The sequence below is a fragment of the Geodermatophilus sp. SYSU D00766 genome, from assembly GCF_054049915.1.
Genome location: NZ_JBJGYI010000005.1, coordinates 36,417 through 59,256 on the forward strand (window position 1 = coordinate 36,417; position 22,840 = coordinate 59,256).

Below are 22,840 nucleotides of genomic sequence, written 5' to 3' on the forward strand. Positions count from 1 at the left end.
CCGACTGAACGAGGGCCGCGACGACGACCCCGAGGGGGATCCCGAGGGCTGGCTCTGGCAGCCGGTGCGCCTGTTCGCCGTGGTCGCCGACCGCCACGGGCAGGACGCGCTGACCGCCCCCTACCGGGTCTGGGGAGAGGCGGTGCACACCCGCGGCGAGTGGCCGGACCCCGGGGACGTGCTCGAGGAGGTCGGGCTGCCGCAGGACCTGGCGCAGGTCATGGGCTCCGCCGCGCACGACGACCTCGTCCGCGCCTCGCACGAGGCCGGCACCCGGCTCGTGGGCTCGCACGTCGGCACGCCCGTCGTCGCGGTGCCCGGCCCGCGGGGCCCGGTCGCCTGGTTCGGCCCGGTGCTGTCGCAGGTGCCCCGCGGGGAGGCCGCCGGCCGGCTGTGGGACGGCGTCGCGCTCGTCGCCGCGACCCGGGGGTTCCACGAGCTCCAGGCCGGGCCGCGCGAGCCGCCGCGGACCTGACCCGGAGACGACGGAGGCCCGGTCCCCGACGGGACCGGGCCTCCGGTGTCTCAGCGGCGGACGGGGGTGAGCCCCAGCGACATGCCGGACAGCCCGCGCTGGCGGACGGCGAGGGAGTCGGCGATCGTGGTGAGCGCCTGCGCGGCCGGCGTCTCCGGCTGGGCGAGCACGATCGGCGCACCCGCGTCGCCGGCCTCGCGCAGCCGGGTGTCGAGCGGGATCTGGCCCAGCAGCGGCACCCGGGCGCCGAGCGTGCGGGTCAGCGCGTCGGAGACGGCCTGCCCGCCGCCGGAGCCGAAGACCTCCATGCGCGAGCCGTCGGGCAGTTCGAGCCAGGACATGTTCTCGATGACGCCGACCACCTGCTGGTGGGTCTGGGTGGCGATCGCGCCGGCCCGCTCGGCCACCTCGGCGGCGGCCTGCTGCGGCGTGGTCACCACGAGGATCTCCGCGCCGGGCAGCAGCTGGGCGATGGAGATCGCCACGTCACCGGTGCCGGGCGGCAGGTCGAGCAGCAGCACGTCGAGGTCGCCCCACCAGACGTCGGCGAGGAACTGCTGCAGCGCGCGGTGCAGCATCGGCCCGCGCCACACCACGGGGGTGTTGCCCGGGGTGAACATGCCGATCGAGATGACCTTCACGCCCATCGACTGCGGCGGCATGATCATGTTGTCGACCTGGGTCGGCTTGTCCTCGACGCCCAGCATGCGGGGCACCGAGTGGCCGTAGATGTCGGCGTCGACCACGCCGACCGACAGGCCCCGCTTGGCCAGCGCGGCGGCCAGGTTGACCGTGACGCTGGACTTGCCCACCCCGCCCTTGCCGGAGGCGACGGCGTAGACGCGGGTCAGCGAGCCCGGCTGGGCGAAGGGGATGACCGGCTCGGCGGCGTCGGTGCCGCGCACGGTCCGGCGCAGCTCGGCGCGCTGCTCGTCGCTCATGACGTCGAGGCCGACCTGCACCGAGGTCACGCCGGGCACGGCGGACACCGCGGTGGTGACCCGGTTGGTGATCGTCTCGCGCATCGGGCAGCCGGCCACGGTGAGGTAGACCTCGACCCGCACCGCGCCCGGGTCGCCGCCGACCCCGATCTGCACGTCCTTGACCATCCCGAGGTCGGTCAGCGGACGGTTGATCTCCGGGTCCTGGACGGTGGCCAGAGCGGCGTTGACGGCGTCGAGCGCCGGCGAGCCGGTCAGCGTGTCGGACATGGGGGTGTGTGTCTCCTTCGACGGGGGGACCCGGCGCGGCCTGCCGCACGGGGCGGGGACGCGCTCTCCGGGCCACCTGCCACTGTACGGCGGTCGGCACCGGGTGCCGCCCGGCGCGGGGGTGACGTGCTGCGCAGTCCGGCGCCCCGCACCCGTGCAGGTCAACGCCGTGCCGGGCGCCTCGCTTCCCTCCCCGGGCGGGTCACTAGCCTCGGCTCCCGTGTCCGGAACCGCCCGCACCGCCGTCCTGCGCGACGCGATCGGGCTGGGGGTCGCCGTCGGTCTCTACGGCGTCGCCTTCGGGGCGGCCGCCGACTCCGCGGGCCTGGACCCCTGGCAGGCGCTGGCCATGTCGCTGCTGATGTTCACCGGCGCCTCGCAGTTCGCCCTCGTCGGCGTGCTCGGGGCCGGGGGTGGCGCGGCCGCGGCGATCGGCAGCGCGCTGCTGCTGGGCACCCGCAACACCGTCTACGGCGTCCGCCTCGCCCCGCTGCTCGCCCCCCGCGGGCTGCTGCGCCGGCTGGGCCTGGCGCACTGGGTGATCGACGAGACGACGGCGCTGGCCGTGGCCGCCCCCGACCGGGACCTGGCCCGGCTGGCGTTCCTCTCCGGCGGCGCGGCGATCTTCACCGTCTGGAACACCACCACGCTGGTCGGCGCCCTCGGTGCCGCGGCGCTGGGGGAGACCGCGCAGGCCGCCCTGGACGCCGTCGTCCCGGCCGCGTTCCTGGCCCTGCTGTGGCCGCGGCTGCGGGCCGGCGCGGAGGAGCCCGCGGTCGCCCGCCGGGTCGCCCTCGGCGGCGCGGCGGTGGCGCTGGCGCTCACCCCGTTCGTGCCGCCCGGCGTGCAGGTGGTGGCCGCCGTCGTCGCCGTCGCCCTGGCCGGCCCGCCGCGGGAGGAGAGCCGGTGAGCACCGGGACGCTGTGGGCCGTCGTGCTGGCCGGGTCGCTGGGCTGCTACCTGCTCAAGCTGGCCGGGCTGTCGGTCCCGGCGGCGTGGGTCGAGCGGCCGTGGGTCACCCGCATGGTCACCTTCGTCCCCGCCGCGCTGCTGGCCGCGCTCGTGGCGGTGCAGGCGGTGGCGGCGGGGCGCGACCTGGTCGTCGACGGCCGGCTGGCCGGGCTCGCCGTCGCCGCGGTGGCGCTGGCGTTGCGCGCCCCCTTCGTCGTCGTCCTGCTGCTCGCCGGCGTCACGGGGGCGCTCGTGCACGTCCTGGCGGGGTGAGGCGCCGGCGCGGTGACGGGGGACACCCCCCGGCTACGGTCGGGTGCTCGACCGGCATCGGCCGGGCGACCGCCCTCCGGCTGCTGGACGGGCCGCTGCCCGTGGTGGCCACCGCCCGGCGCCCGGAGACCCTGGCCGGGCTCGCGGACGCCGGCTGCGAGGTGCTGGCCCTCGACGTCACCGTCGAGGAGTCGATGGCGGCCGCGGTCGACACGGTGGTGCAGCGCCACGGCCGGGTGGGCGTCCTGGTCGACAACGCCGGCCACTCGCAGTCGGGCGCGGTGGAGACGCTGGCGATGGACGACCTCCGCCGGCAGTTCGAGACCGACGTCGTACGCCTCCTGCAACGCGGCGGTGGCCGACGCGACGCTGGCCGCCTGCACCCGCGGCCCGCTGGCCCGCTTCGGCGGCACGCCCGAGGACGTCGCGCGGGCCGTCGCGGCCGCCGTCGAGGCGCGGCGCGCTCCAGTGCGGGTCCGGGTGACGCCGTCGGCGCGGCTGCTCGTCGCCCAGCGCCGCCTGCTGCCCGACGCGCTGTGGGACCGCTTCCTGCGCACGCAGTTCCGCACGCCGGCGGGCTGACCGCCCGCGCCGCGCCGACTCAGAACAGCCGGGTGTCCCGCTGTTCGAGGTCGAGCAGGAAGCGCTTGCGCGCCAGCCCGCCGCCGAAGCCCACCAGGCTGCCGTCGGCCCCGACCACCCGGTGGCAGGGCACGACGACGGCCAGCGGGTTGCGCCCGCACGCGAGGCCCACGGCCTGCGCGCCGCCCGGCTCGCCGACGGCGGCCGCGACCGCGCCGTAGCTGCGCGTCTCCCCGTAGGGGATGCGGGTCAGCTCCCGCCACACCGCCCGCTCGAAGACGCTGCCCACCGGCCTCAGCGGCAGGTCGAAGGCCTCCCGCTCACCGGCGAGGTACTCACCGAGCTGACCGGCGACGTCGGCGAGGGCGGCGTCGTCCCGCGCACCGAGGTCGGCCTCGGGACCGGGCGGCGAGAGGTACAGCCGGACGAGCACGCCGTCGTCGGTGACGACGGTCAGCGGCCCCATGGGCGAGGGCACCACCGCGTGCGCACGCATGCCTGCAGGGTGCCGCAGGGGTACGACGGAACGGGGGGGCTACGCCGTGGGGTCGGCCAGCGCCGGCCGGGCGGCCTCCTTGTGCCGCTTCTTGGCCTTCTTCTCCCGCTCCTCGGCCGGCTGGGCCTCCACCAGCCGGTTGAGCTCGCCGCGGATGAAGTCTCGGGTGGCCACCTCGCCGATCGCCAGCCGCAGGGCGGCCAGCTCGCGGGCCACGTACTCGGTGTCGGCCCGGGTCTGCGCGGCGCGGGCGCGGTCCTCCTCCGCCTGCACCCGGTCGCGGTCGGCCTGCCGGTTCTGCGCCAGCAGGATCAGCGGCGCGGCGTAGGCGGCCTGGGTGGAGAAGGCCAGGTTGAGCAGGATGAAGGGGTAGGGGTCCCAGCGCAGCCGCACGGCGAACACGTTGAGCGCGATCCAGAGCACCACGATGATCGTCTGGACGGCGAGGAAGCGGCCGGTGCCCAGGAAGCGGGCGATGGCCTCGGCGAACCGGCCGACCGCGTCGGGGTCCAGCCGCAGGTAGCTGCCCAGCCCGCGGGGCGAGCCGCGGGGGACGTCGAGCCGCCGGCCGTCAGCCACGGCGGGCCCGCTCCCGCCAGTTCTCCGGCAGCAGGTGGTCGAGGACGTCGTCGACGCTCACCGCGCCCACCAGCCGGCCGCGGTCGTCGACCACCGGCGCGGCGACGAGGTTGTAGGTGGCGAAGTAGCGGGTGACCTCGGCCAGCGGGGCCTCCGGCCGCAGCGGCTCGAGGTCGTCGAGCACGCCGCTGACCAGCGCCGAGGGTGGCTCGCGCAGCAGCCGCTGGATGTGCGCGAGCCCCAGGTAGCGGCCGGTCGGGGTGGCCGACGGCGGCCGGCAGACGTAGACCTGGCTGGCCAGCGACGGGGTGAGCTCCGGCTCGCGCACACGGGCCAGCGCCTCGGCGATCGTCGCGTCGGGGGTGAGGATCACCGGCTCGCTGGTCATGATCCCGCCGGCGGTGTCCTCGGAGTACTGCAGCAGCTGGCGCACCGGCTCGGCCTCGCCGGGCTCCATGAGCTCCAGCAGCCGGTTGCGGTCGACGTTGGACAGCTCGGAGAGCAGGTCGGCGGCGTCGTCGGGGTCCATCTCCTCGAGGACGTCGGCGGCGCGGGCCTCCTCCAGGGTCTGCAGGATCGCCATCTGCTCGGTCTCGGGCAGCTCGCCGAGCACGTCGGCCAGCCGCTCGTCGTCCAGGGCGGCAGCCACCTCGTGGCGCCGCTTGACCGGCAGGTCCTGCAGCGCGTGGGCGAGGTCGGCGGCGTTGAGTTCGCGGTAGGTGGCGATGAGCGTCTCGGCGCCCTGGCCGGTCTCGGACAGCGCCAGCCCCGACACCTCGTCCCAGGCCAGCTGGTGCAGCTGCCCCCGCCGGCCCAGCCGGCCGGGCTCCTGGACGGCGAGCCGGGTGACCTCCCACTCCCCGGTGCGGGTCTGCTCGATCCCCGCGTCGACAACGGTGGCGCGCCGGCCGGACTCGCGGAGGCTGACCGTGCGGTCGAGCAGCTCGCCGAGCACCAGCGTCTCGCCGCGCCGCTGCTCGAACCGCTTGAGGTTGAGCGTGCCGGAGGAGAGCACGACCGCGCCCGGGTCGACCGTGGTGACCCGGCCCATCGGCACGAAGATGCGGCGGCGCGCCACCACCTCCACGACCAGGCCCAGCACCCGGGGGCTGGCGGTGCCCACGCGCAGGGCCACCACCAGGTCGCGCACCCGCCCGACCCGGTCGCCGTTGGGGTCGAAGACGGGGAGCCCGGCGAGCCGCGAGACGTAGGCCCTGGTCACCGTGCTCACGGTCGGTGAGGTTACCGTCGGCGGGTGGCCGCCCCCGGTTCCGTGGAGTACGAGGTCGTCGACGTCTTCGCCCCGCGGGCCTTCGCGGGCAACCCGCTGGCGGTCGTGTTCGACGCCGACGAGCTGAGCACCGCCCAGTGCCAGGCGCTGGCCAACGAGTTCGCGCTGTCGGAGACGTCGTTCCTCTGTGCGCCCACCGAGCCCGGCGCGTCCTACCGGGTGCGGATCTTCACCCCCTGGGCCGAGCTGCCCTTCGCCGGGCACCCCAGCGTCGGCGCGGCGCACACGCTGGTGCGCACCGGCCGGCTGCCCGCGGGCACGCTGCACCAGGAGTGCGGCGCCGGCGTGCTGCCGATCGAGGTCACCGAGGAGGGCGCCACCCTGACCGGCGGACGCCCGACCATCGAGGACGGGCCCGACCCGGAGGTCCTCGCCGAGGCGGTGGGACTGGCGGCCGCCGACGCCGTCGGCGTGCCCGCGTCGGTGGCCGGCTGCGGGCTGCCGTGGACCTTCCTCGCCGTGCACCCCGGCGTCGTCGACCAGGCCGCGCCCGACCCCGCCGCGCTGTCCGGGCTGGGCCTGGGGGAGGGGGTGGCGGTGCTGAGCTGGGACGCCGCGTCCTCGACCGCCTACGCCCGCGTGTTCGCCGACGACCTGCGCTGGAGCGAGGACCCCGCCACCGGGTCGGCCGCGCTCGGCGCCGGCGTCTGGCTGGTCGCCTCCGGGCTGCTGGCACCGGACGGCACGTCGTCCTACACCGTGCGCCAGGGCGAGGCGCTGGGCCGCCCGTCGGTGCTGCGGTGCACGGTCACCGCCACCGCCGGACGGGCGGAGGCCGCCACGGTGGCCGGCGCGGTGGTACCGGTCGCGGCCGGTCGCATCCGCGTCCCGTGAGCGCGGGCACGACGGCGGCGGTCGACCCGTGGGCGGTGCACCGCCCGGGCGCCCGCGACGTCGGGCTGATGGCGGTCGCCGTCGTCGGGATCTCGTTCTCCGGGCCGCTGACCGCGCTGGTCACCACCTCGTTCCTGGCGATCGCCTTCTGGCGCAACGCCGCCGGCGCGGCGTTGCTCGTGCCGGTGCTGCTCGGCCGCGAGCGGGGCACGCTGAGCGGCCTGCGGCCGCGGGACCTGACGACGTCGGTGGTGGCCGGGCTGTTCCTCGCCGCGCACTTCGCCGCGTGGCTGCCCAGCCTGTCGATGACCACCGTCGCCGCGTCGACGGCGCTGGTCACCACCACCCCGGTCTGGACGGCGCTGGCCGCGCGCGTCTCCGGCGTCCGGCTGCCCGTGCAGGTGTGGCTCGGGCTGGCGCTGGCCGTCGTCGGCGTGGCGCTCATCGTCGGGGTCGACGTCGCGGTGAGCCTGGAGGCGCTGGCCGGCGACGGGCTGGCGCTGCTCGGCGCGATCTGCGCCGGCGGCTACATGCTGGCCGGCGCGCGGGCGCGCACCCGGCTGGCGACGTCGGCCTACTCCGTCGTCTGCTACTCCACCTGCGCGGTGGTGCTGGCGGTCGCGGCGCTGGTGACCACCACCCCGCTCGCCGGGTTCAGCGCCCGCGACTGGTGGCTGATCGCGGCGATCACCGTCTGCGCGCAGATCCTCGGGCACACGCTGCTCAACCTGGTGCTGTCCACGGTCGGGCCCACCGTGGTCGGGCTGGCGGTGCTGCTCGAGGTGCCCGGGGCGCTGCTGGTGGCGCTGGTGCTGCTGCAGCAGACCCCGCCGCTGCTCGCGCTGCCGGGCCTCGCCGCCGTGGTCGCCGGGGTGGCGCTGGTGGTGCGCGCCGGCCGGCCACCCACGCCGGTCGAGCCGGTCACCTGACGAAGGACCCCCTCGCCCCCCACGACTCGCTCCGCTCGTGGCGGGACCCTGCGAGGGGCCGACGGGCCGTCACTACCCTCCGGTCAACGATCACCACTGGAGGCACCGTGGCCGAGCTCCGATCCCGCCGTTCCAACCTCGCCGTCCCGGGCAGCAACCCGCGCTTCCTGGAGAAGGCCAAGGGCCTGCCGACCGACCAGGTGTTCCTCGACATCGAGGACGCCGTCGCGCCGCTGGCCAAGCCGGGAGCCCGCAAGAACATCGTCGCGGCGCTGAACGAGGGCGGCTGGGGCGGGCGGATCCGCACGGTCCGGGTCAACGACTGGACGACGGAGTGGACCTACCGCGACGTCGTCGAGGTGGTCGAGGGCGCCGGCGCCGAGCTCGACTGCATCATGCTGCCGAAGGTGGCCGACGCCGCCCAGGTCGCGGCGCTGGACCTGCTGCTCACCCAGATCGAGAAGGCCAACGGGCTGGAGGTCGGGCGGATCGGCATCGAGGCGCAGATCGAGACCGCCCAGGGGCTGATCAACGTCAACGAGATCGCCTTCGCCAGCCCGCGGATCGAGACGATCATCTTCGGCCCCGCCGACTTCATGGCCAGCATCAACATGAAGTCGCTGGTGGTCGGCGCGCTGCACCCCGACTACCCGGGCGACCCGTTCCACCACATCCTCATGACCATCCTCATGGCCGCCCGCGCCCGCGGCGTGCAGGCCATCGACGGGCCCTTCCTGCAGGTGCGCGACGTCGAGGCGTTCCGCGAGGTCGCCAAGCGCTCGGCGGTGCTCGGCTTCGACGGCAAGTGGGTGCTGCACCCGGGCCAGATCGACGCCGCCAACGAGATCTACGCGCCGTCGCAGGCCGACTACGACCACGCCGAGCTCATCCTCGACGCCTACGACTGGTACACGTCGGAGGCCGGCGGGAAGAAGGGCTCGGCGATGCTCGGCGACGAGATGATCGACGAGGCCAGCCGCAAGATGGCGCTGGTGATCGCCGGCAAGGGCCGCGCCGCCGGCATGTCGCGCACGTCGTCGTTCACCCCGCCGGAGTCCTAGGTGCTTCGCAAGGCATAGGAAGCTCTCCCCACGTTCCCGGCCCCGAGACGTGGGGATTGCTTCCTATGCCTGCCGCGTCCGGGTCGTGACCGGCGACACAGGGGCGGTGAGCGGGGGGTGGCCCATACTCGCCGGTAACACGGACACCGGAGTCCCGGAGGAGCAGACGTGGCCCGACTGGCACAGACCGCCGACCTGACCGACGTGCAGCAGGAGATCCTGTCGACGGTCCGCAGCTTCGTGGACAAGGAGATCATCCCGCACGCCCAGCAGCTCGAGCACGGCGACGTCTACCCGCAGGAGATCGTCGACGGGCTCAAGGAGTTGGGCATCTTCGGGCTGATGATCCCGGAGGAGTACGGCGGCCTGGGCGAGTCGCTGCTGACCTACGCGCTGGTGGTCGAGGAGATCGCCCGCGGCTGGATGAGCGTCTCGGGCGTCATCAACACCCACTTCATCGTCGCCTACATGATCCGCCAGCACGGCACGCCGGAGCAGAGGGAGCACTTCCTCCCGCGGATGGCCACCGGCGAGGTCCGCGGTGCGTTCTCGATGTCCGAGCCGGGCCTGGGCTCCGACGTCGCCGGCATCCGCACCAAGGCGGTCCGCGACGGCGACGAGTACGTCATCGACGGCCAGAAGATGTGGCTGACCAACGGCGGCTCCTCCACGCTGGTCGCCGCGTTGGTGCGCACGGACCTCGGCGCCGAGAAGCCGCACCAGAACCTGACGACGTTCCTGGTGGAGAAGCCGGCCGGCTTCGGCACCGTCGCCCCGGGCCTGACCATCCCCGGCAAGATCGACAAGATGGGCTACAAGGGCGTCGACACCACCGAGCTGGTGTTCGACGGCTACCGCATCGGCGCGGACATGGTCCTCGGCGGCGAGCCCGGCCGCGGCTTCGCGCAGATGATGGACGGCGTCGAGGTGGGCCGGGTCAACGTCGCCGCCCGGGCCTGCGGCATCTCCATCCGCGCCTTCGAGCTCGCCGTCGAGTACGCCCAGCAGCGGGAGACGTTCGGCAAGCCGATCGCCCAGCACCAGGCGATCGCCTTCCAGCTCGCGGAGATGGCGACCAAGGTCGAGGCGTCGCACCTGATGATGGTCAACGCCGCCCGGCTCAAGGACGCCGGTCAGCGCAACGACGTCGAGGCCGGGATGGCCAAGCTGCTGGCCAGCGAGTACTGCGCCGAGGTGACCACCCAGTCGTTCCGCATCCACGGCGGCTACGGCTACTCCAAGGAGTACGAGATCGAGCGGCTCATGCGCGAGGCGCCGTTCCTGCTCATCGGCGAGGGCACCAGCGAAATACAGAAGACGATCATCAGCCGCGGCCTGCTCAAGGAGTACGGCCTCCGCCGTTGACCGCACGGGCGGCCCGGGACCACCGCGGTCCCGGGCCGCCCGTGCGGTCAGCCGGCGCTGTCGGCGGTCTCCGCGAAGCGGACCTCGACCTCGTCGACGCCGAAGGAGCGGGCGAGGCCGGTCAGCATCTCGCGGGTGTTGGTCTCGGCGCGCTCGCGCAGGTCGCTCTCGGCGGCCGCCGCGGTGAGCCGGTCCTCGGCCAGCGCGTAGAGCTCGCTGTCGTCGACCGGGTCGTCCCCGAGTGCGTCGCCGATCCGCTCGACCAGCCCCCGGTCCCGGTCGAGGACACGGCTCTCCTCCGGGTCGATCCGGACCTCGTCCAGCCGCGGCGCCGGCAGCTCGACAGTCGCGACGGTGCCGTCGTCGGAGAGGGTCACCGCGCCGGCGTCCAGGCCGGAGAAGTCGACGTAGGCGTCCGCGGTCCCGGTCGCGAGGAGCTGGACCCGCTCGCCGCTGATGGCCGACGGCACGTACCGGGTGTCCACCTCCCGGTCCACGACGACCTGGAAGGCGCCCGTCGCGGCGTGGTACTCGTGCAGGTCCTCGAGGGCGAGCAGGAGCGGGGTCGTGCTCCGGTCGACCTCGTCCTGCCCGAAGGGGTCCTCGGGCAGCCAGCCGGCGACCTGCAGCCCGACCGGCAGGAGCACGGCCGCGCCGGCACCGGCCGCCGCGAGGCGGAGGAGGCCGCGGCGACGACGGCGCGGAGCCGGCGGCGAGGCGGAGGAGGCGGGGCGGGGCGACAGCAGCGTGGGCATGCGCGGCCTCTCGGGGCGGGGGAGGGGGGCGTGCTCGACCGGGGCGATGCTGGACCGGGGCGGTGCTGGTGCGCGGACGGTGCCGATCCGGGAAGCGTCGGGCGCGCCGCCGCCATTCCCGGGCGGCGGCGCGTCGTCCTAACGTGCCGGGCGGCGCTCGTAGTTCGCCCGGGCCCACACGTAGCCGACCAGGGCGATGCCGGCGCACCAGGCCACCGAGAGCGCGGCGGCCGACCCGATCGCCGTCCCGGTGAGCAGGCCGCGCAGCGTCTCGATCAGCGGCGTGAACGGCTGGTGCTCGGCGAACCAGCGCAGCCAGCCCGGCATCGACTCGACCGGGACGAAGCCGCTGCCGAAGAAGGGCAGCAACATCAGCGGCATGGGCAGGTTGCTGGCCGCCTCCACCGTCCTCGTCCACAGGCCCATGGCCACCGACAGCCAGGACAGCGCGAAGCTCGTCATCGCCAGCACCCCGACTGCCGCGACCCACTCCAGCGCGCTCGCGTCCGGCCGGAACCCGACCAGCAGCGCGACGGCGAGGACGAGCGCGAGGCCGACCAGTGTCTGGACCACCGCGCCGACGACGTGCCCGGTGAGCACCGACGCCCGCGCGATCGACATGGTCCGGAAGCGGGCGATGATCCCCTCCGTCATGTCCATGGCGATGCCGATCGCCGTCCCCTGCGCGCCCCCGGTGATGGCCAGGACCAGGATCCCGGGGACGACGTAGGTGACGTACTCCGCCCGGCCGCCCGACGGGCCGCCCAGCCCCGCGCCGAGCGTCCCCCCGAAGACGTAGACGAACATCAGCAGGAAGACGATCGGCAGCGCGGCCACGACGAGCGTCAGCCCCGGGTAGCGCGCGGCGCGCTTCAGGTTGCGCCGCAGCATCGTCGCGGAGTCGCTCAGCGTGAGGCCCAGCGTCGTCACGAGGGCACCTCCTCGGGGGCCGGCCGGCCGGTGAGGGCCAGGAAGACGTCGTCCAGGTCGGGGGTGTGCACGGTCAGGCCGGCGGCCTCCACGCCGGCGTCGTCGAGCCGGTCGAGCAGGGCCCGCAGCGCGGGGACGCTGCCGTCGCCCGGGACCTCGAGGACCAGTGCCGCCGGGTCGGCCGCACCGGTGCCCAGGGCGCGGCGGGCCCGCTCGAGCGCGGCGGCGTCGGGCAGGCGCAGCCGCACCGAACCGCCGGGGACCAGCCGCTTGAGCTCCTCGGCGGTGCCCTCCGCCACCAGCCGGCCACCGTCGAGGACGCCGATGCGGTCGGCCAGGTGGTCGGCCTCCTCGAGGTACTGCGTGGTGAGCAGGACCGTGACGCCGTCGGCCACGAGCTCGCGGACGGCGTCCCACATCGCCCGCCGGCTGCGGGGGTCGAGCCCGGTCGTCGGCTCGTCGAGGACGACGACCCGCGGACGGCCCACGAGACCCATCGCCAGGTCCAGCCGGCGGCGCATGCCCCCGGAGTAGGTGGCCGGTGGCCTGCCGGCCGCGTCGACGAGGTCGAAGCGCTCGAGCAGCTCGGCGGCGCGGCGGCGGCCCTCCTCCCGGCCCAGGTGGTGCAGGTCGGCCATGAGCCGCAGGTTCTCGGCGCCGGTGAGCAGCGTGTCGACCGCCGAGAACTGGCCGGTGAGCGCGATCGCGGCGCGCACCGCGTCCGGTTCCCGGTGCAGGTCGTGCCCGGCCACGCGCACCTCGCCGCCGTCGGCGGGCAGCAGCGTCGAGAGGATGTCGACGGTGGTGGTCTTGCCGGCCCCGTTGGGGCCGAGCAGGGCGTAGACGCTGCCCTCGGGCACGGCGAGGTCCAGCCCGTCGAGGACGACGGTGGAGCCGAAGGCCTTGCGGAGTCCGGCGACGGAGATCACGGCAGGTCCCCTCACGCCCGGCGGACGAGGATGTCGCCGTAGCCGGTGCGGGCCCGCAGCTCGACGGTGCCGGCGGCGTCGTCGGGACCGTCGGCGGAGGTGAGCTCGTTGCGGATGCTGCCCGCGGCCGCCTGCAGGTCCAGCCAGGCCGCGGTGCCCGTGGGGACGCCGGCCTCGACCTCGCCGTAGGCGGTCTCGAGCACCACCGACCCGCGCACCGCCTCGCCGACGCGGACCCTGCCGTACCTCGTGCTGCCGAGCAGGGAGCCGGCGGCCCGGTCGACGGTGACGTCGCCGCAGGAGGTGTGCAGCCGGGCGTCGCCGTCGGTGCGGCCGACCCGCACGTCGCCGTAGTCGGTGCGCACGACCGCGTCGCCGTCCACGGCGCCGGCGGTGACGCCGCCGCTGCTGGTGCGCGCCCGGAGCCCGGTCGCGGTGTCGAGCCGGAGGTCGCCGTAGCGGGTCTCGAGGGTGACGGCACCGAGCCGGCCGGAGCAGGAGACGTCGCCGGCGGTCGTCCGCACGTCGAGCGCCGAGCCCTCCGGCAGGACGACGTCGACGTCGACCTCGCCGCCGGAGCCGAGGAAGAGCAGCCGCGGGCGGCCGGTGGAGCGGACCAGCAGGTGCCCGTCGGCGCAGCTCACCGTCGCCTGCTCGGCGGCCTGCACGTCGGCGCTGCTGCGGTCGTTCCGGGGGCGCACGGTGACCTCCGTGACCGCGCGGTCGGTGGCCCGGACGCGGACGCCGCCGGCGGCGACGTCGATGCGGGCGCTGATCGGGTCGGGGGTGTCGAAGGTGGGCATGGCGGCGCCTCCTGGGCGTGCCGGGTCGGCCCCCGTCCGGTCGGCCGGGGGTGCGGTGAGGGTGTGCGCGAGCGGGGCTAGCGGACCCAGCCGGTGTAGGACTGGCCCGACGACCACCGGGAGCGGCGGGCCTCGCCCGCCGGGCGCTCGACGCGGGTGAGCGCGTCGCTGACGGCGCGGACCAGCCAGGTGTTCACCGACGAGCCGAGGCGGGCGGCCGCCTCCTCGACCCGGGCCTTGAGCGGCTCGGGCAGCCGCAGCGTGATGCGGATCGTGGTGCCGTCGTCGATGTCCGGGACGCCGGGCTCGGGTGCCGGCGCGTGCGGCTCCGCGTCCGGCGGCGGGGTGACGACGAAGCCGATGTCGCTGCCCCGCAGCCGCACGTCGACCGAGCCGGGGGCCAGCTGACCGGTGAGCTCCTCCGCCGCCGCGGACAGCGCACTGAGCAGGGCCAGCCGGACCGAGGACTCCAGCGGGGCGGTCAGCCGCTCGGCGAGGGCCTGTGCCTCCTCACCGCCCGGTGCGGCGGCCAGCGCGAGCTCCCGGCGGAGCTGGTCGACGAACGGCGTCAGGTCCATGACGTCACGATGACACCACTGTGACGTCATGCGCAAGTCCTCGTGGTGTCGCGCGGTGTCAGCTCCGCCGCTCCTGCGCGCGGCGGCCGGTGAGCAGCAGCAGGACGCCGGTCCCGATGAGCACGGGCTCCAGCACGAACGCGACGGTGAGCCCGTGGACGTCGGCGAGGCTGCCGAGGAGGAAGGGCGCGGCGGCGGTGACCACGCCACCGAGCAGCTGCGTCCGGGCCTGGACCCGGTCCTCCTGTCCGGGGGCGGCGCCCAGGGTCAGGGCCACCGAGAGCGGATAGAGGTTGGCGATGCCCGTCCCGCAGACGAACAGGCCCAGGACGGCGGGTGCCGGGTGGTCGCTCAGCCAGAACAGGAGGAACCCGGCGGCGGTGACCGCCAGCGAGACGTGCAGCAGCGCGACGGTCCGGCCGGGGCGGCGGGTGAGCGCCGCGCCGGCGAGGCGGCCGACCAGCAGGCCGAGGTAGTTGCTGCTGAGGGCGGTGGCGGCCGCGGCGGTCGTCAGGCCCGTGCCGACGAGCACCTCGGTGCCGAAGTAGACCAGGCAGAACTCCACGGCGATGCCGACCGCGGTGAGCGCGGCGAAGAGCCAGCCGGCCACGGGGAGCCGCCCCGGGGTCCGGGGTGCGGTGGGCGCGCCTCCGTCGCCGCGGGGCCGGGGGGCCGCCGTCAGCGGGAGGCGGCGGTACCGCAGGTACAGGGCGACGAGGGCGACCGCCGGCAGTGCGAAGGCGGCGCGCCAGCCGGCCGGGCTGCCCGCCAGTGCGCCCAGGGCCAGCGGGGCGGTCACCGCACAGGCCGCGGCACCGACGTTGGCCTCGGTCAGGGCCCGGTCCCGCCGGGGACCGTGCCGGTCGGAGAGCACCGCCTGGACCACCGCCAGCAGGGTCGTCCCCGCCACCCCCAGCACCACGGCGCCGACGAGAGTGGGGGCGATCCCGGAGGCGAGGGTGAACAGCGCGGCGCCGGCGACGGTGGCGAGTGCCGAGCCCCAGAGCAGCGCGGCCCGCGGCAGGTGGCGCGCGGCGACCGCGAACCCGGCGCCGGCCAGCGCGGCGCCGCCGGACCACAGCACGGAGTAGAGGCCCAGCACGGTGTAGGAGAAGTGCACTTCCTCGCGCAGCAGGGTCAGTGCGGGCCCGAAGGCGTACAGCCAGAAGGTGAAGCAGGCCAGCGTCGCGTAGGCGACCACGGTCGGTGCGTCCCGCACGAAGGGGCCGGAGTCGCTCGCCGCGTCCGGTCCGGGGGTCGGGGAGACCTCGGACGCCGGGTCCGCTGTCCGCCGTGTGTATCGATACACAGCTAGAATCTACGGGTGGACAGGACCGGCGGCGACCCGGCGCGGCGTCCGACGATGCGGGACGTGGCCCGGGCCGCGGGCCTGTCCCCGATGACGGTGTCCTACGTCTACTCCCGGCCCGGACGGGTGTCGGAGGAGGCCGCGGCCCGAGTGCGGGCCGCGGCCGAGGAGCTGGGCTACCCCGGTCCCCACCCGGCTGCCCGCTCGCTCCGCCGGGGCCGCGCCGGGAGTCTCGGCGTCGTCCTCGGCGAGCGGTTGGCCTACGCGTTCGACGACCCGCAGGCGGCCCGGTTCCTCGCCGGCGTCGCCGACGTCTGCGCGGCGCAGGGCGTCGGGCTCACGCTGGTGCCGATCACCGGGGCCCCGAGCGATCCCGAGCGGGTCGCCCGGGCGGTGGTCGACGGCTTCGTCGTCTGGACCACCAGCGACGACGACCCGGTGCTCGACGCGGTGGCCGACACCGGGCTGCCCGCGGTGGTCCACGCCGGGCCGCACCGGCGGGGACTGCCGGTGGTCGGCATCGACGACCGTGCCGCCGCCACGGCGATCGGCCGGGTGGCCTTCGCCGGTGCGCGCCGCCCGGTGGTGCTCGGCTTCCCGCTCGACCGGGACCGGACCCGCCGGCTGCTCGCCGGCCCGGCGGTCGGGCCGGTGCGCTTCCCGGTCACCCGGCACCGGTGGGAGGGCCTGCGCGACGCCTGGACCGGCGCCGGGCACGCTCCCGAGGAGCTGCGGTTCGCCGTCTGCCCGGTCAACGACGCCGGGCACGGGGAGGCGTTCACCGCCGAGCTGCTCCGCGGCCCGCACCGCCCGGACGCCGTCGCCGCGATGAGCGACGAACTCGCGCTCGGGGCGCTGCGTGCCGTGGCGGCCGCGGGACTCGACGCCCCCGGCGACGTGGCGGTGACCGGCTGGGACGACAGCGACGCCGCCGGGCGCGCCGGGCTGACCACCCTCGCGCAGTCGCTGCGCCGGCAGGGGTCCCGCTGCGCCCTCGTCGCGCTGGGCCTCGAGCCCGGGGACCCGGTGCCGGACGAGTGGCGGGTGGTGGTGCGGGAGACCACCCGCTGGACGCGGGAGGGCCCGGGGGTCCCGGCGCCCTCCCGCGGTGTCAGCCCGTCGGCCGGCTCAGGTCGTAGACGGTGACGCCGTCGATCGTCTGGGCGGTGAAGTTCTCCGCCACCCAGGCGGCGATCTCGGCCGACGCCGAGCTGCCGCCGTCGCCGGCCATCCCCGTGCCGCCGCCGACGAACCAGTGGATCTCGTCGTCGGCGACGTACTGCTGGAACTGCTCGAGGGTCGGCGAGGGGTCGCTGCCGTTGAACCCGCCGACCGCCATCACGGGCAGCCCGGTGGCCAGCTGGTAGCCCGCCGCGGTGTTCGAGCCGACGGCGGCGGCGATCCAGGTGTACCCGTCCGCGTCGGCGGTCAGCGCGGTGACCGTCTCCTCGCTGACGTCCGCGGCGCCCAGCAGGCCGCCCATCCCGCCCCCCGGGCCGCGGGTGACGGTGCCCTGCGGCGCGGCGCCGGGGAGGGCGGCCGGCCCGCCGGCCGGGGGCTGCCCGCCGCGGAACGGGGCGCCCCCGCCCGGGCCGCCGCCGAACCCGGCCCCGGCGACGGCCGGCCCGGCGCTGGGGATGGAGCCGGTCTGCGGTGTGGCGGCGGTCTGCACGGCGTAGGCGGCCGGGCCGGCGACCCCGGCGAGCAGGCCGACGGCCAGCACCCCGGCGACGACGGCGCGCCCCAGCCGGTCGACGGCGAGCAGTCCCAGCGCCGCCACCAGGCCCGCGGCGAGGACGGACCAGCGCAGCCAGGGCAGGAAGTCCGCCGAGCGGCCCAGCAGCACCCAGGCCCACAGCGCGGTGCCGGCCGTGGTCACCGCCAGGACCAGCCTGGCCGCCACCCGGTCCCGCCGCCGCCAGACCAGCGCACCGCCGACGGCGACCAGCGCGGCGATCGCCGGGGCGAGGGCGACGGTGTAGTAGGCGTGGAAGATGCCCGCCATCAGGCTGAAGGTCAGCCCGGTGACGCCCAGCCAGGTGCCCCAGGTGAGCAGCGCGGCCCGGCGGGGGTCGGTGCGCGGCGCCCGGCCGACGGCGGCCAGCCCGGCCGCCAGCAGCACCAGCGCGGCCGGCAGCAGCCAGGCCACCTGCCCGCCGACCTCGGCCCCGAACAGCCGGCCGAGCCCGGTCTCGCCCCAGCCGGCGGCCCCGCCGACGCTGCCGGTCTCCTCGCCGGTCAGCCGGCCGAGCCCGTTGTAGCCCCAGATGAGCTCCCACACCGAGTTCGTCTGCGACCCGCCGACGTAGGGCCGCCACGACTCGGGCACCAGCTCGACCACGGCGACCCACCAGCCGCCGGCCACGACCATCGCGACCCCGGCGCCGAGCAGCTGCAGCACGCGGCGGCGCAGCGTCGTCGGGGCGGCCACCAGCCACACCAGCGCGAAGCCGGGGACCACCAGCACCGCCTGCAGCGTCTTGGTGAGGAAGGCGAACCCGAGCAGCACGCCGACGCCGACCAGGCCGCCGGTGGAGGCCCGTTCCAGCGACCGGGTCAGGACGTACGCCGCGGCCGTCATGAGCAGCACCAGCAGCGCGTCGGGGTCGTCGAAGCGGAACATCAGCGCCGCCACCGGGGTGAGCGCGAACACGGCGCCCGCGACCAGCCCGGCGCCCGGGCCGGACACCCGGCGCACCGCCAGGTACAGCAGCCCGACGGTGGCCACGCCCATCAGCGCCTGCGGCACCAGCAGCGACCACGAGCTCAGCCCGAACAGGCGCACCGACAGCGCCATCACCCACAGCGAGGCGGGGGGCTTGTCCACGGTGATGGAGTTGGCCGCGTCGGAGGAGCCGTAGAAGAACGCCTCCCAGCTCTGCGAGCCGGCCTGCGCCGCGGCGGCGTAGAAGGCGTTGGCCCAGCCCGAGGCCGACAGGTCCCACAGGTAGAGGACGCCGGTGGCCGCCAGCAGGCCGAGCAGCGCCGGGCGGACCCAGCCCGGGTCGGCCGGTGCGCCGCGGAGGAGCCGGGCGGCCCGCCCGGCACGCGGGCGCGCCGGCGTCCCGGAGACGGCGGGCGGGGCCGGCACGGCCGGCAGGGTGGCGGTCATCGGGCGGTCTCCATCTCGGGCGCGGCGACGGCGCCGGCCGTGCCGGGGGTGCGGTCGGGGCGGAACACCCAGCCGCGCAGCAGCACGAAGCGCAGCAGCGTCGCGACGGCGTTGGCGCCGACGAGCACGGTCAGCTCCACGGCGCGGGCCGGCGCGGGGTCGGCGAGGTGCAGCAGGCCCAGGGACCCGCTGGTGAGGGCCAGGGCGAGGGCGAACACGGCCAGGCCCTGCAGCTGGTGCCGGGCGGCGCCGGGGCGGCCGCGGACGCCGAAGGTCACCCGCCGGTTGGCGGCGGTGTTGCCCACCGCGGTCACCAGCAGGGCGAGCAGGTTGGCCGGCTGGGCGGCGACGACCTCGCGCAGGACGACGAACAGCACCAGGTGGGCCAGCGTCGAGAGCACCCCGACGACGGCGAAGCGCACCAGCTGGGCGGCCAGCGAGCCGGGGACGCCGGGCAGCGGGTCGGGCAGCGGCTGCCGGCCGATGGTGGCGCGCAGCCGCGCCAGCGGCAGCCGCCCGGTGGCCAGGGCCCGCAGCACCCGGGCGATGCCGGCCAGGTCGGCCCGCGCGGTCCGCACGAGGTCGACCCGGCTGTCGGGGTCGTCGACCCAGTCGACGGGCACCTCGTGGATGCGCAGCCCGGCCCGCTCGGCCAGCACGAGCAGCTCGGTGTCGAAGAACCAGCCGGTGTCCTCGACCAGCGGCAGCAGCTGCGCGGCGACGTCGGCCCGGATGGCCTTGAAGCCGCACTGGGCGTCGGACAGCGAGGTGGCCAGCGTGCGGCGCAGGAGCAGGTTGTAGCCGCGGGAGACGACCTCGCGCTTGAGGCCGCGGACCACTCGCGAGGAGCGCGACAGCCGGGTGCCGATGGCCAGGTCGGAGTGGCCGCTGATGAGCGGGGCGACCAGCGGGAGGAGGGCGTCGAGGTCGGTGGAGAGGTCGACGTCGGTGTAGACGAGCACCGGCGCGTCCGACCCCAGCCAGGCGGTGCGCAGCGCGCCGCCGCGGCCGGGCTCCGGGATCGCCAGGACCTCGACGCCGGGCAGCTCGGCGGCGACGCGGTGCGCCACCTCCAGGGTGCGGTCGGTGCTGGCGTTCTCCGCGACCGTGATGCGGAACGGGTAGGGGAGGGACTCGGACAGGTGGGCGTGCAGGCGGCGCAGGCACGGCTCGAGGTCGGTCTCCTCGTCGTGCACCGGGACGACGACGTCGAGGACGGGCCGTCCGCGGCCGCCGGCACCGGCGCGGTCGTGCGCGCCGTGCAGGAGCGGTGGCATGCCTCGAACCGTCGGGCCCGCGGCTGGACCGCCCCGGGACGGGCGCTGCCGATCGGCTGTGAGAGGTGACGTGCTGGAACGGCCCTCCTGCAGGGTCCCGTCGCGAGCGAGCGAGCGGCGGGGGGCAGGAGGGTCCTTCTAGTCTGCGGTCGTGCGCGCCGTGGGAGTGACCCGGTTCGGAGGGCCCGAGACCCTCACCGTCCTCGACGTCCCCGACGAGCCCCTCGGTGCCGGTCAGGTGCGGGTCCGGGTGCGGGCCGCCGCCGTCAGCCCGACCGACACCCACCTGCGCGAGGGCGCCTACGCCGGCCGGGACCCGGTGAAGACCCCGCCGTGGGTGCCCGGCATGGACGCCGCCGGCGAGGTCGTCGAGGTCGGGCCGGACGTCGACCGGGTGGCGGTCGGCGACGTGGTGATGGGCATCGTCGTGCCCACCGGCGCGCACGGCGGCTACCGCGAGGACCTCGTGCTGCCGGCGGCGTCGGTGGCGCGGGTGCCGGCCGGCACCGACGCCGTCGCGGCGTCCACCCTGCCGATGAACGGCCTCACCGCGCGGCTCTCCCTCGACCACCTCGACCTCGCGCCCGGCGCGGTGCTGGCGGTGACCGGCGCGGCCGGTGCGTACGGCGGCTACGTCGTCCAACTGGCGAAGGCCGACGGGCTCACCGTGGTCGCCGACGCCGCCGAGGCCGACGAGCAGCTGGTGCGCGACCTGGGCGCCGACGTCGTCGTCCGGCGCGGCGACGACGTGGCCGCGCGGATCCGCGCGGAGTTCCCCGACGGCGTGGACGGGCTGGCCGACGGCTCGGTGCAGGACGCGCTGGTGCTGCCCGCGATCCGCGACGGCGGGCGGCTGGCCACCGTCCGCGGGTACCGCGGCGACGGCTCGGGCCGGGTCGAGGCCTTCCCGACGCGGGTGCGGCACTACGCGGAGAACGCCGATGCCCTCGACCGGCTGCGCGAGCAGGTGGAGTCCGGCGCGGTGACGCTGCGGGTGGCCCGAACCTTCGCCCCGGAGGAGGCGCCCGAGGCCCACCGGGTGCTCGCCGCCGGCGGGGTGCGGGGGCGGCTGGTGGTCACCTTCTGAGGTCGCGCCGACGGGGACCGGCCTGACAGGGTGGGGCGGACCCGGGCGGCGGTGCCCGGCCGACCCCAGGAGTGGCGCAGATGGTGCACAGGCTCGTCGTCAGCTACGGGCAGCCCGAGGACCCGGCGGCTTTCGACGCCCACTACCGGGACACCCACGTCCCGCTGACCGTGCAGCTGCCGGGCCTGGTGCGCTTCACCACCGGCCGGCCGCAGTCCCTGGACCCCTCGCACCCGGCGCCCCACCTCGTCGCCGAGCTCGACTTCGACTCCGAGGAGGCGATGGGTGCGGCCTTCGCCTCCGAGGCCGGCAAGGCCGGCGCGAAGGACGTCGCCTCCTTCGCCACCGGCGGCGCCACGATGACCCACTACGAGGTGACCGAGGTGCACGTCTCCCGGTGAACGGCGCACAGGCACTCATCCGCACGCTCGTCGACGCCGGGGTCGACGTCTGCTTCGCCAACCCCGGCACGTCGGAGATGCACTTCGTCGCCGCGCTCGACGACGTCCCGGAGATGCGCGGCGTGCTCACCCTCTTCGAGGGCGTGGCCACCGGCGCCGCCGACGGCTGGGCCCGCATGACCGGCCGGCCCGCCGCCACGCTGCTGCACCTCGGGCCGGGCATGGGCAACGGCCTGGCGAACCTGCACAACGCCCGCCGTGGCCGGACCCCGGTGGTCAACGTGGTCGGCGACCACGCCCGCTCGCACAAGCGCCTGGACGCGCCGCTGGAGTCGGACGTCGACGCGCTGGCCGGCACCGTGTCGGGCTGGGTGCGCCGCTCGCTGGCCCCCGGGGACGTCGCCGCCGACGCCGCCGACGCCGTCGCCGCGGCCGCCCGCGGGCAGATCGCCACGCTGGTCCTGCCGGCCGACGTCTCGTGGTCCGACGGCGCGGCCGTGGCCGACCCGCCGCCGGTCCGGCCCCGCCCGCGGGTGGCGTCCGCGGTGGTGGAGGAGGCGGCGTCGGTGCTGCGCTCGGGCGAGCCCACCGTGCTGTTCCTCGGCGACGACGTCGTGGCCTCGGAGGCCGGGCTGCTCGCCGCGGCACGGGTCGCCGCCGGCACCGGCGTGCGGCTGCTGGCCGAGACCTTCCCGGCGCGCATGGTGCGCGGCGCGGGCCTGCCCGGCGTCGGCAAGCTGCCCTACCCGCCGGAGGTGGCGATCAAGGCGCTGGCCGGCACCCGGCACCTGGTGCTGGCGGGGGCGACCTCGCCGGTGCACTTCTTCGGCTACCCCGGCGTGCCGGGCACGCCGGTCCCGGAGGACTGCACGGTGCACGTGCTGTCCGAGCCGGGGGAGGACGGCGTCGCGGCGCTCGAGGAGCTGGCCGGGCAGGTGGCCGACGGCGCCGAGCCGGAGCTGCTGGAGGCCTCCCGCCCGGAGCTGCCGGCCGGGCGGCTGGAGCCGCGGGCGGTGTCGGCGGTGGTCGGCGCGCTGCTGCCCGAGCGGGCCGTGGTGGTCGACGAGGCCATCACCTCCGGCATCGGGCTCGCCGAGCTGACGTCGGGGGCGCCGCGGCACGACTGGCTGGCGCTCACCGGCGGCGCGATCGGCGACGGGCTGCCGATGGCGGTCGGCGCGGCCGTGGCCTGCCCCGACCGGCCGGTGGTGGTCCTGCAGGCCGACGGCAGCGCCATGTACACGATCCAGGCGCTGTGGACGATGGCGCGCGAGCAGCTCGACGTCACCGTCGTCCTCTACGACAACGCCTCCTACGCGATCCTGCAGGGGGAGCTGTCCCGGGTCGGCGCCACCGGCGGCGGCGACCGGGCCGGGCAGCTGCTCGACCTCGGCGGCCCGGCGCTGGACTTCGTGGCGCTGGCCACCGGGATGGGGGTGCCGGCCACCCGCGCCGAGACCGCCGAGGACCTGGCCGAGCAGCTCGGGACCGCGCTGCGCGAGCCCGGGCCGCACGTGGTGGTGGCGGTGCTGCGCCCGGCGGGCTGATCGCGGCTCACCCCCGCGGGGGACCGGCGGGCGGAACGGTTCCAGACCGTTCCGTTCCGGGCCGA

24 protein-coding genes and 1 pseudogene are annotated in these 22,840 nt (G+C 76.2%); 13 read left to right on the forward strand and 12 right to left on the reverse strand.

The genetic code is table 11. From position 1 onward, the window contains the following. Positions 1-4 precede the first annotated feature (4 nt). Positions 5-475, forward strand: coding sequence for a mycothiol-dependent nitroreductase Rv2466c family protein (locus ACI8AD_RS06310; protein WP_456869840.1), 471 nt, complete (start codon positions 5-7; stop codon positions 473-475). A 50-nt stretch (positions 476-525) separates the two neighbouring features. Here ACI8AD_RS06310 and ACI8AD_RS06315 read toward each other — a convergent pair whose 3' ends face one another. Next, positions 526-1,686, reverse strand: coding sequence for an Mrp/NBP35 family ATP-binding protein (locus ACI8AD_RS06315; RefSeq protein ID WP_456869674.1), 1,161 nt, complete (start codon positions 1,684-1,686; stop codon positions 526-528). A gap of 220 nt (positions 1,687-1,906) precedes the next feature. Between ACI8AD_RS06315 and ACI8AD_RS06320 the strand changes: the two genes are divergently transcribed. From ACI8AD_RS06320 to ACI8AD_RS06335, 4 genes and pseudogenes are all read left to right on the forward strand, one after another. Beyond that, complete coding sequence (locus ACI8AD_RS06320; protein WP_456869675.1) at positions 1,907-2,596, forward strand: AzlC family ABC transporter permease; 690 nt, start codon at positions 1,907-1,909, stop codon at positions 2,594-2,596. Then, a complete protein-coding gene (locus ACI8AD_RS06325) occupies positions 2,593-2,910 on the forward strand; it encodes an AzlD domain-containing protein (protein WP_456869676.1) in 318 nt (105 codons plus the stop codon). The genes ACI8AD_RS06320 and ACI8AD_RS06325 overlap by 4 nt, the downstream gene beginning before the upstream one ends. After that, positions 2,907-3,230, forward strand: a pseudogene (locus ACI8AD_RS06330) (SDR family NAD(P)-dependent oxidoreductase); the annotation flags it as partial. The gene ACI8AD_RS06325 and the pseudogene ACI8AD_RS06330, both read left to right, overlap by 4 nt. A gap of 34 nt (positions 3,231-3,264) precedes the next feature. Next, entirely contained in the window at positions 3,265-3,492 is a 228-nt protein-coding gene (locus ACI8AD_RS06335) for a hypothetical protein (protein WP_456869677.1), read from the forward strand. Positions 3,493-3,511: 19 nt separating this feature from the next. Here the strand turns inward: ACI8AD_RS06335 and ACI8AD_RS06340 are convergent, their stop codons facing one another. From ACI8AD_RS06340 to ACI8AD_RS06350, 3 genes are read right to left on the reverse strand one after another with little or no spacing between them, the layout of a single operon-like run. Next, positions 3,512-3,988 carry a methylated-DNA--[protein]-cysteine S-methyltransferase gene (locus ACI8AD_RS06340; RefSeq protein WP_456869678.1) on the reverse strand — a complete coding sequence of 159 codons (477 nt, stop codon included), beginning with the start codon at positions 3,986-3,988 and terminating at the stop codon, positions 3,512-3,514. 39 nt (positions 3,989-4,027) lie between these two features. Then, complete coding sequence (locus tag ACI8AD_RS06345; protein WP_456869679.1) at positions 4,028-4,567, reverse strand: DUF1003 domain-containing protein; 540 nt, start codon at positions 4,565-4,567, stop codon at positions 4,028-4,030. Continuing rightward, a complete protein-coding gene (locus tag ACI8AD_RS06350) occupies positions 4,560-5,798 on the reverse strand; it encodes a magnesium transporter MgtE N-terminal domain-containing protein (protein WP_456869680.1) in 1,239 nt (412 codons plus the stop codon). The genes ACI8AD_RS06345 and ACI8AD_RS06350 overlap by 8 nt, the downstream gene beginning before the upstream one ends. Positions 5,799-5,822: 24 nt before the next feature. Between ACI8AD_RS06350 and ACI8AD_RS06355 the strand changes: the two genes are divergently transcribed. The 4 genes from ACI8AD_RS06355 to ACI8AD_RS06370 all read left to right on the forward strand — a co-directional run bounded on the left by ACI8AD_RS06355 (position 5,823) and on the right by ACI8AD_RS06370 (position 10,047). Continuing rightward, positions 5,823-6,692, forward strand: a complete 870-nt coding sequence (locus ACI8AD_RS06355) for a PhzF family phenazine biosynthesis protein (protein WP_456869681.1) — start codon at positions 5,823-5,825, stop codon at positions 6,690-6,692. Continuing rightward, a complete protein-coding gene (locus ACI8AD_RS06360; RefSeq protein ID WP_456869682.1) occupies positions 6,689-7,621 on the forward strand; it encodes a DMT family transporter in 933 nt (310 codons plus the stop codon). The genes ACI8AD_RS06355 and ACI8AD_RS06360 overlap by 4 nt, the downstream gene beginning before the upstream one ends. Positions 7,622-7,728: 107 nt before the next feature. Then, the gene (locus ACI8AD_RS06365) at positions 7,729-8,682 is read left to right on the forward strand and encodes an HpcH/HpaI aldolase/citrate lyase family protein (protein WP_456869683.1); all 954 of its coding nucleotides are present in this window, start codon (positions 7,729-7,731) and stop codon (positions 8,680-8,682) included. 168 nt (positions 8,683-8,850) lie between these two features. Then, on the forward strand, positions 8,851-10,047 hold the full coding sequence (locus ACI8AD_RS06370) for an acyl-CoA dehydrogenase family protein (protein WP_456869684.1): 1,197 nt from the start codon (positions 8,851-8,853) through the stop codon (positions 10,045-10,047). Between the two features lie 47 nt (positions 10,048-10,094). Here ACI8AD_RS06370 and ACI8AD_RS06375 read toward each other — a convergent pair whose 3' ends face one another. From ACI8AD_RS06375 to ACI8AD_RS06400, 6 genes are all read right to left on the reverse strand, one after another. Next, entirely contained in the window at positions 10,095-10,802 is a 708-nt protein-coding gene (locus tag ACI8AD_RS06375) for a DUF4230 domain-containing protein (RefSeq protein WP_456869685.1), read from the reverse strand. A gap of 138 nt (positions 10,803-10,940) precedes the next feature. After that, positions 10,941-11,732 carry an ABC transporter permease gene (locus tag ACI8AD_RS06380; RefSeq protein ID WP_456869686.1) on the reverse strand — a complete coding sequence of 264 codons (792 nt, stop codon included), beginning with the start codon at positions 11,730-11,732 and terminating at the stop codon, positions 10,941-10,943. Beyond that, complete coding sequence (locus tag ACI8AD_RS06385; protein ID WP_456869687.1) at positions 11,729-12,661, reverse strand: ATP-binding cassette domain-containing protein; 933 nt, start codon at positions 12,659-12,661, stop codon at positions 11,729-11,731. The genes ACI8AD_RS06380 and ACI8AD_RS06385 overlap by 4 nt, the downstream gene beginning before the upstream one ends. A gap of 11 nt (positions 12,662-12,672) precedes the next feature. After that, on the reverse strand, positions 12,673-13,464 hold the full coding sequence (locus ACI8AD_RS06390; RefSeq protein WP_456869688.1) for a DUF4097 family beta strand repeat-containing protein: 792 nt from the start codon (positions 13,462-13,464) through the stop codon (positions 12,673-12,675). A gap of 77 nt (positions 13,465-13,541) precedes the next feature. Further along, on the reverse strand, positions 13,542-14,042 hold the full coding sequence (locus ACI8AD_RS06395; protein WP_456869689.1) for a hypothetical protein: 501 nt from the start codon (positions 14,040-14,042) through the stop codon (positions 13,542-13,544). A 58-nt stretch (positions 14,043-14,100) separates the two neighbouring features. After that, on the reverse strand, positions 14,101-15,261 hold the full coding sequence (locus tag ACI8AD_RS06400) for an MFS transporter (RefSeq protein ID WP_456869690.1): 1,161 nt from the start codon (positions 15,259-15,261) through the stop codon (positions 14,101-14,103). Positions 15,262-15,366: 105 nt separating this feature from the next. Between ACI8AD_RS06400 and ACI8AD_RS06405 the strand changes: the two genes are divergently transcribed. Next, entirely contained in the window at positions 15,367-16,497 is a 1,131-nt protein-coding gene (locus ACI8AD_RS06405) for a LacI family DNA-binding transcriptional regulator (RefSeq protein ID WP_456869691.1), read from the forward strand. Here the strand turns inward: ACI8AD_RS06405 and ACI8AD_RS06410 are convergent. After that, positions 16,463-18,463 (reverse strand): ArnT family glycosyltransferase, encoded by a 2,001-nt coding sequence (locus ACI8AD_RS06410; RefSeq protein ID WP_456869692.1) that lies wholly within the window; start codon positions 18,461-18,463, stop codon positions 16,463-16,465. The genes ACI8AD_RS06405 and ACI8AD_RS06410 overlap by 35 nt on opposite strands. Then, positions 18,460-19,740: a glycosyltransferase gene (locus tag ACI8AD_RS06415; RefSeq protein ID WP_456869693.1), complete on the reverse strand. Its 1,281-nt coding sequence runs from the start codon at positions 19,738-19,740 to the stop codon at positions 18,460-18,462. The genes ACI8AD_RS06410 and ACI8AD_RS06415 overlap by 4 nt, the downstream gene beginning before the upstream one ends. 151 nt (positions 19,741-19,891) lie before the next feature. Here ACI8AD_RS06415 and ACI8AD_RS06420 point away from each other — a divergent pair, with 151 nt between their 5' ends. The 3 genes from ACI8AD_RS06420 (at position 19,892) to ACI8AD_RS06430 (ending at position 22,775) form a co-directional block, all read left to right on the forward strand. Beyond that, positions 19,892-20,827, forward strand: coding sequence for an NADP-dependent oxidoreductase (locus ACI8AD_RS06420; RefSeq protein WP_456869694.1), 936 nt, complete (start codon positions 19,892-19,894; stop codon positions 20,825-20,827). Between the two features lie 80 nt (positions 20,828-20,907). Beyond that, entirely contained in the window at positions 20,908-21,228 is a 321-nt protein-coding gene (locus tag ACI8AD_RS06425; protein WP_456869695.1) for an EthD family reductase, read from the forward strand. Next, positions 21,225-22,775 carry an acetolactate synthase large subunit gene (locus ACI8AD_RS06430; protein WP_456869696.1) on the forward strand — a complete coding sequence of 517 codons (1,551 nt, stop codon included), beginning with the start codon at positions 21,225-21,227 and terminating at the stop codon, positions 22,773-22,775. The genes ACI8AD_RS06425 and ACI8AD_RS06430 overlap by 4 nt, the downstream gene beginning before the upstream one ends. The last annotated feature ends 65 nt before the right edge of the window (positions 22,776-22,840 follow it).

What these genes read in the sequence shown, in the direction of transcription:
- ACI8AD_RS06375 (WP_456869685.1), bottom strand. Translation starts at nt 10,802, where the DNA reads ATGCCCACGCTGCTGTCGCCCCGCCCCGCCTCCTCCGCCTCGCCGCCG.
- ACI8AD_RS06425 (WP_456869695.1), top strand. Translation starts at nt 20,908, where the DNA reads ATGGTGCACAGGCTCGTCGTCAGCTACGGGCAGCCCGAGGACCCGGCG.
- ACI8AD_RS06390 (WP_456869688.1), bottom strand. Translation starts at nt 13,464, where the DNA reads ATGCCCACCTTCGACACCCCCGACCCGATCAGCGCCCGCATCGACGTC.
- ACI8AD_RS06410 (WP_456869692.1), bottom strand. Translation starts at nt 18,463, where the DNA reads ATGACCGCCACCCTGCCGGCCGTGCCGGCCCCGCCCGCCGTCTCCGGG.
- ACI8AD_RS06395 (WP_456869689.1), bottom strand. Translation starts at nt 14,042, where the DNA reads ATGGACCTGACGCCGTTCGTCGACCAGCTCCGCCGGGAGCTCGCGCTG.
- ACI8AD_RS06340 (WP_456869678.1), bottom strand. Translation starts at nt 3,988, where the DNA reads ATGCGTGCGCACGCGGTGGTGCCCTCGCCCATGGGGCCGCTGACCGTC.
- ACI8AD_RS06415 (WP_456869693.1), bottom strand. Translation starts at nt 19,740, where the DNA reads ATGCCACCGCTCCTGCACGGCGCGCACGACCGCGCCGGTGCCGGCGGC.
- ACI8AD_RS06315 (WP_456869674.1), bottom strand. Translation starts at nt 1,686, where the DNA reads ATGTCCGACACGCTGACCGGCTCGCCGGCGCTCGACGCCGTCAACGCC.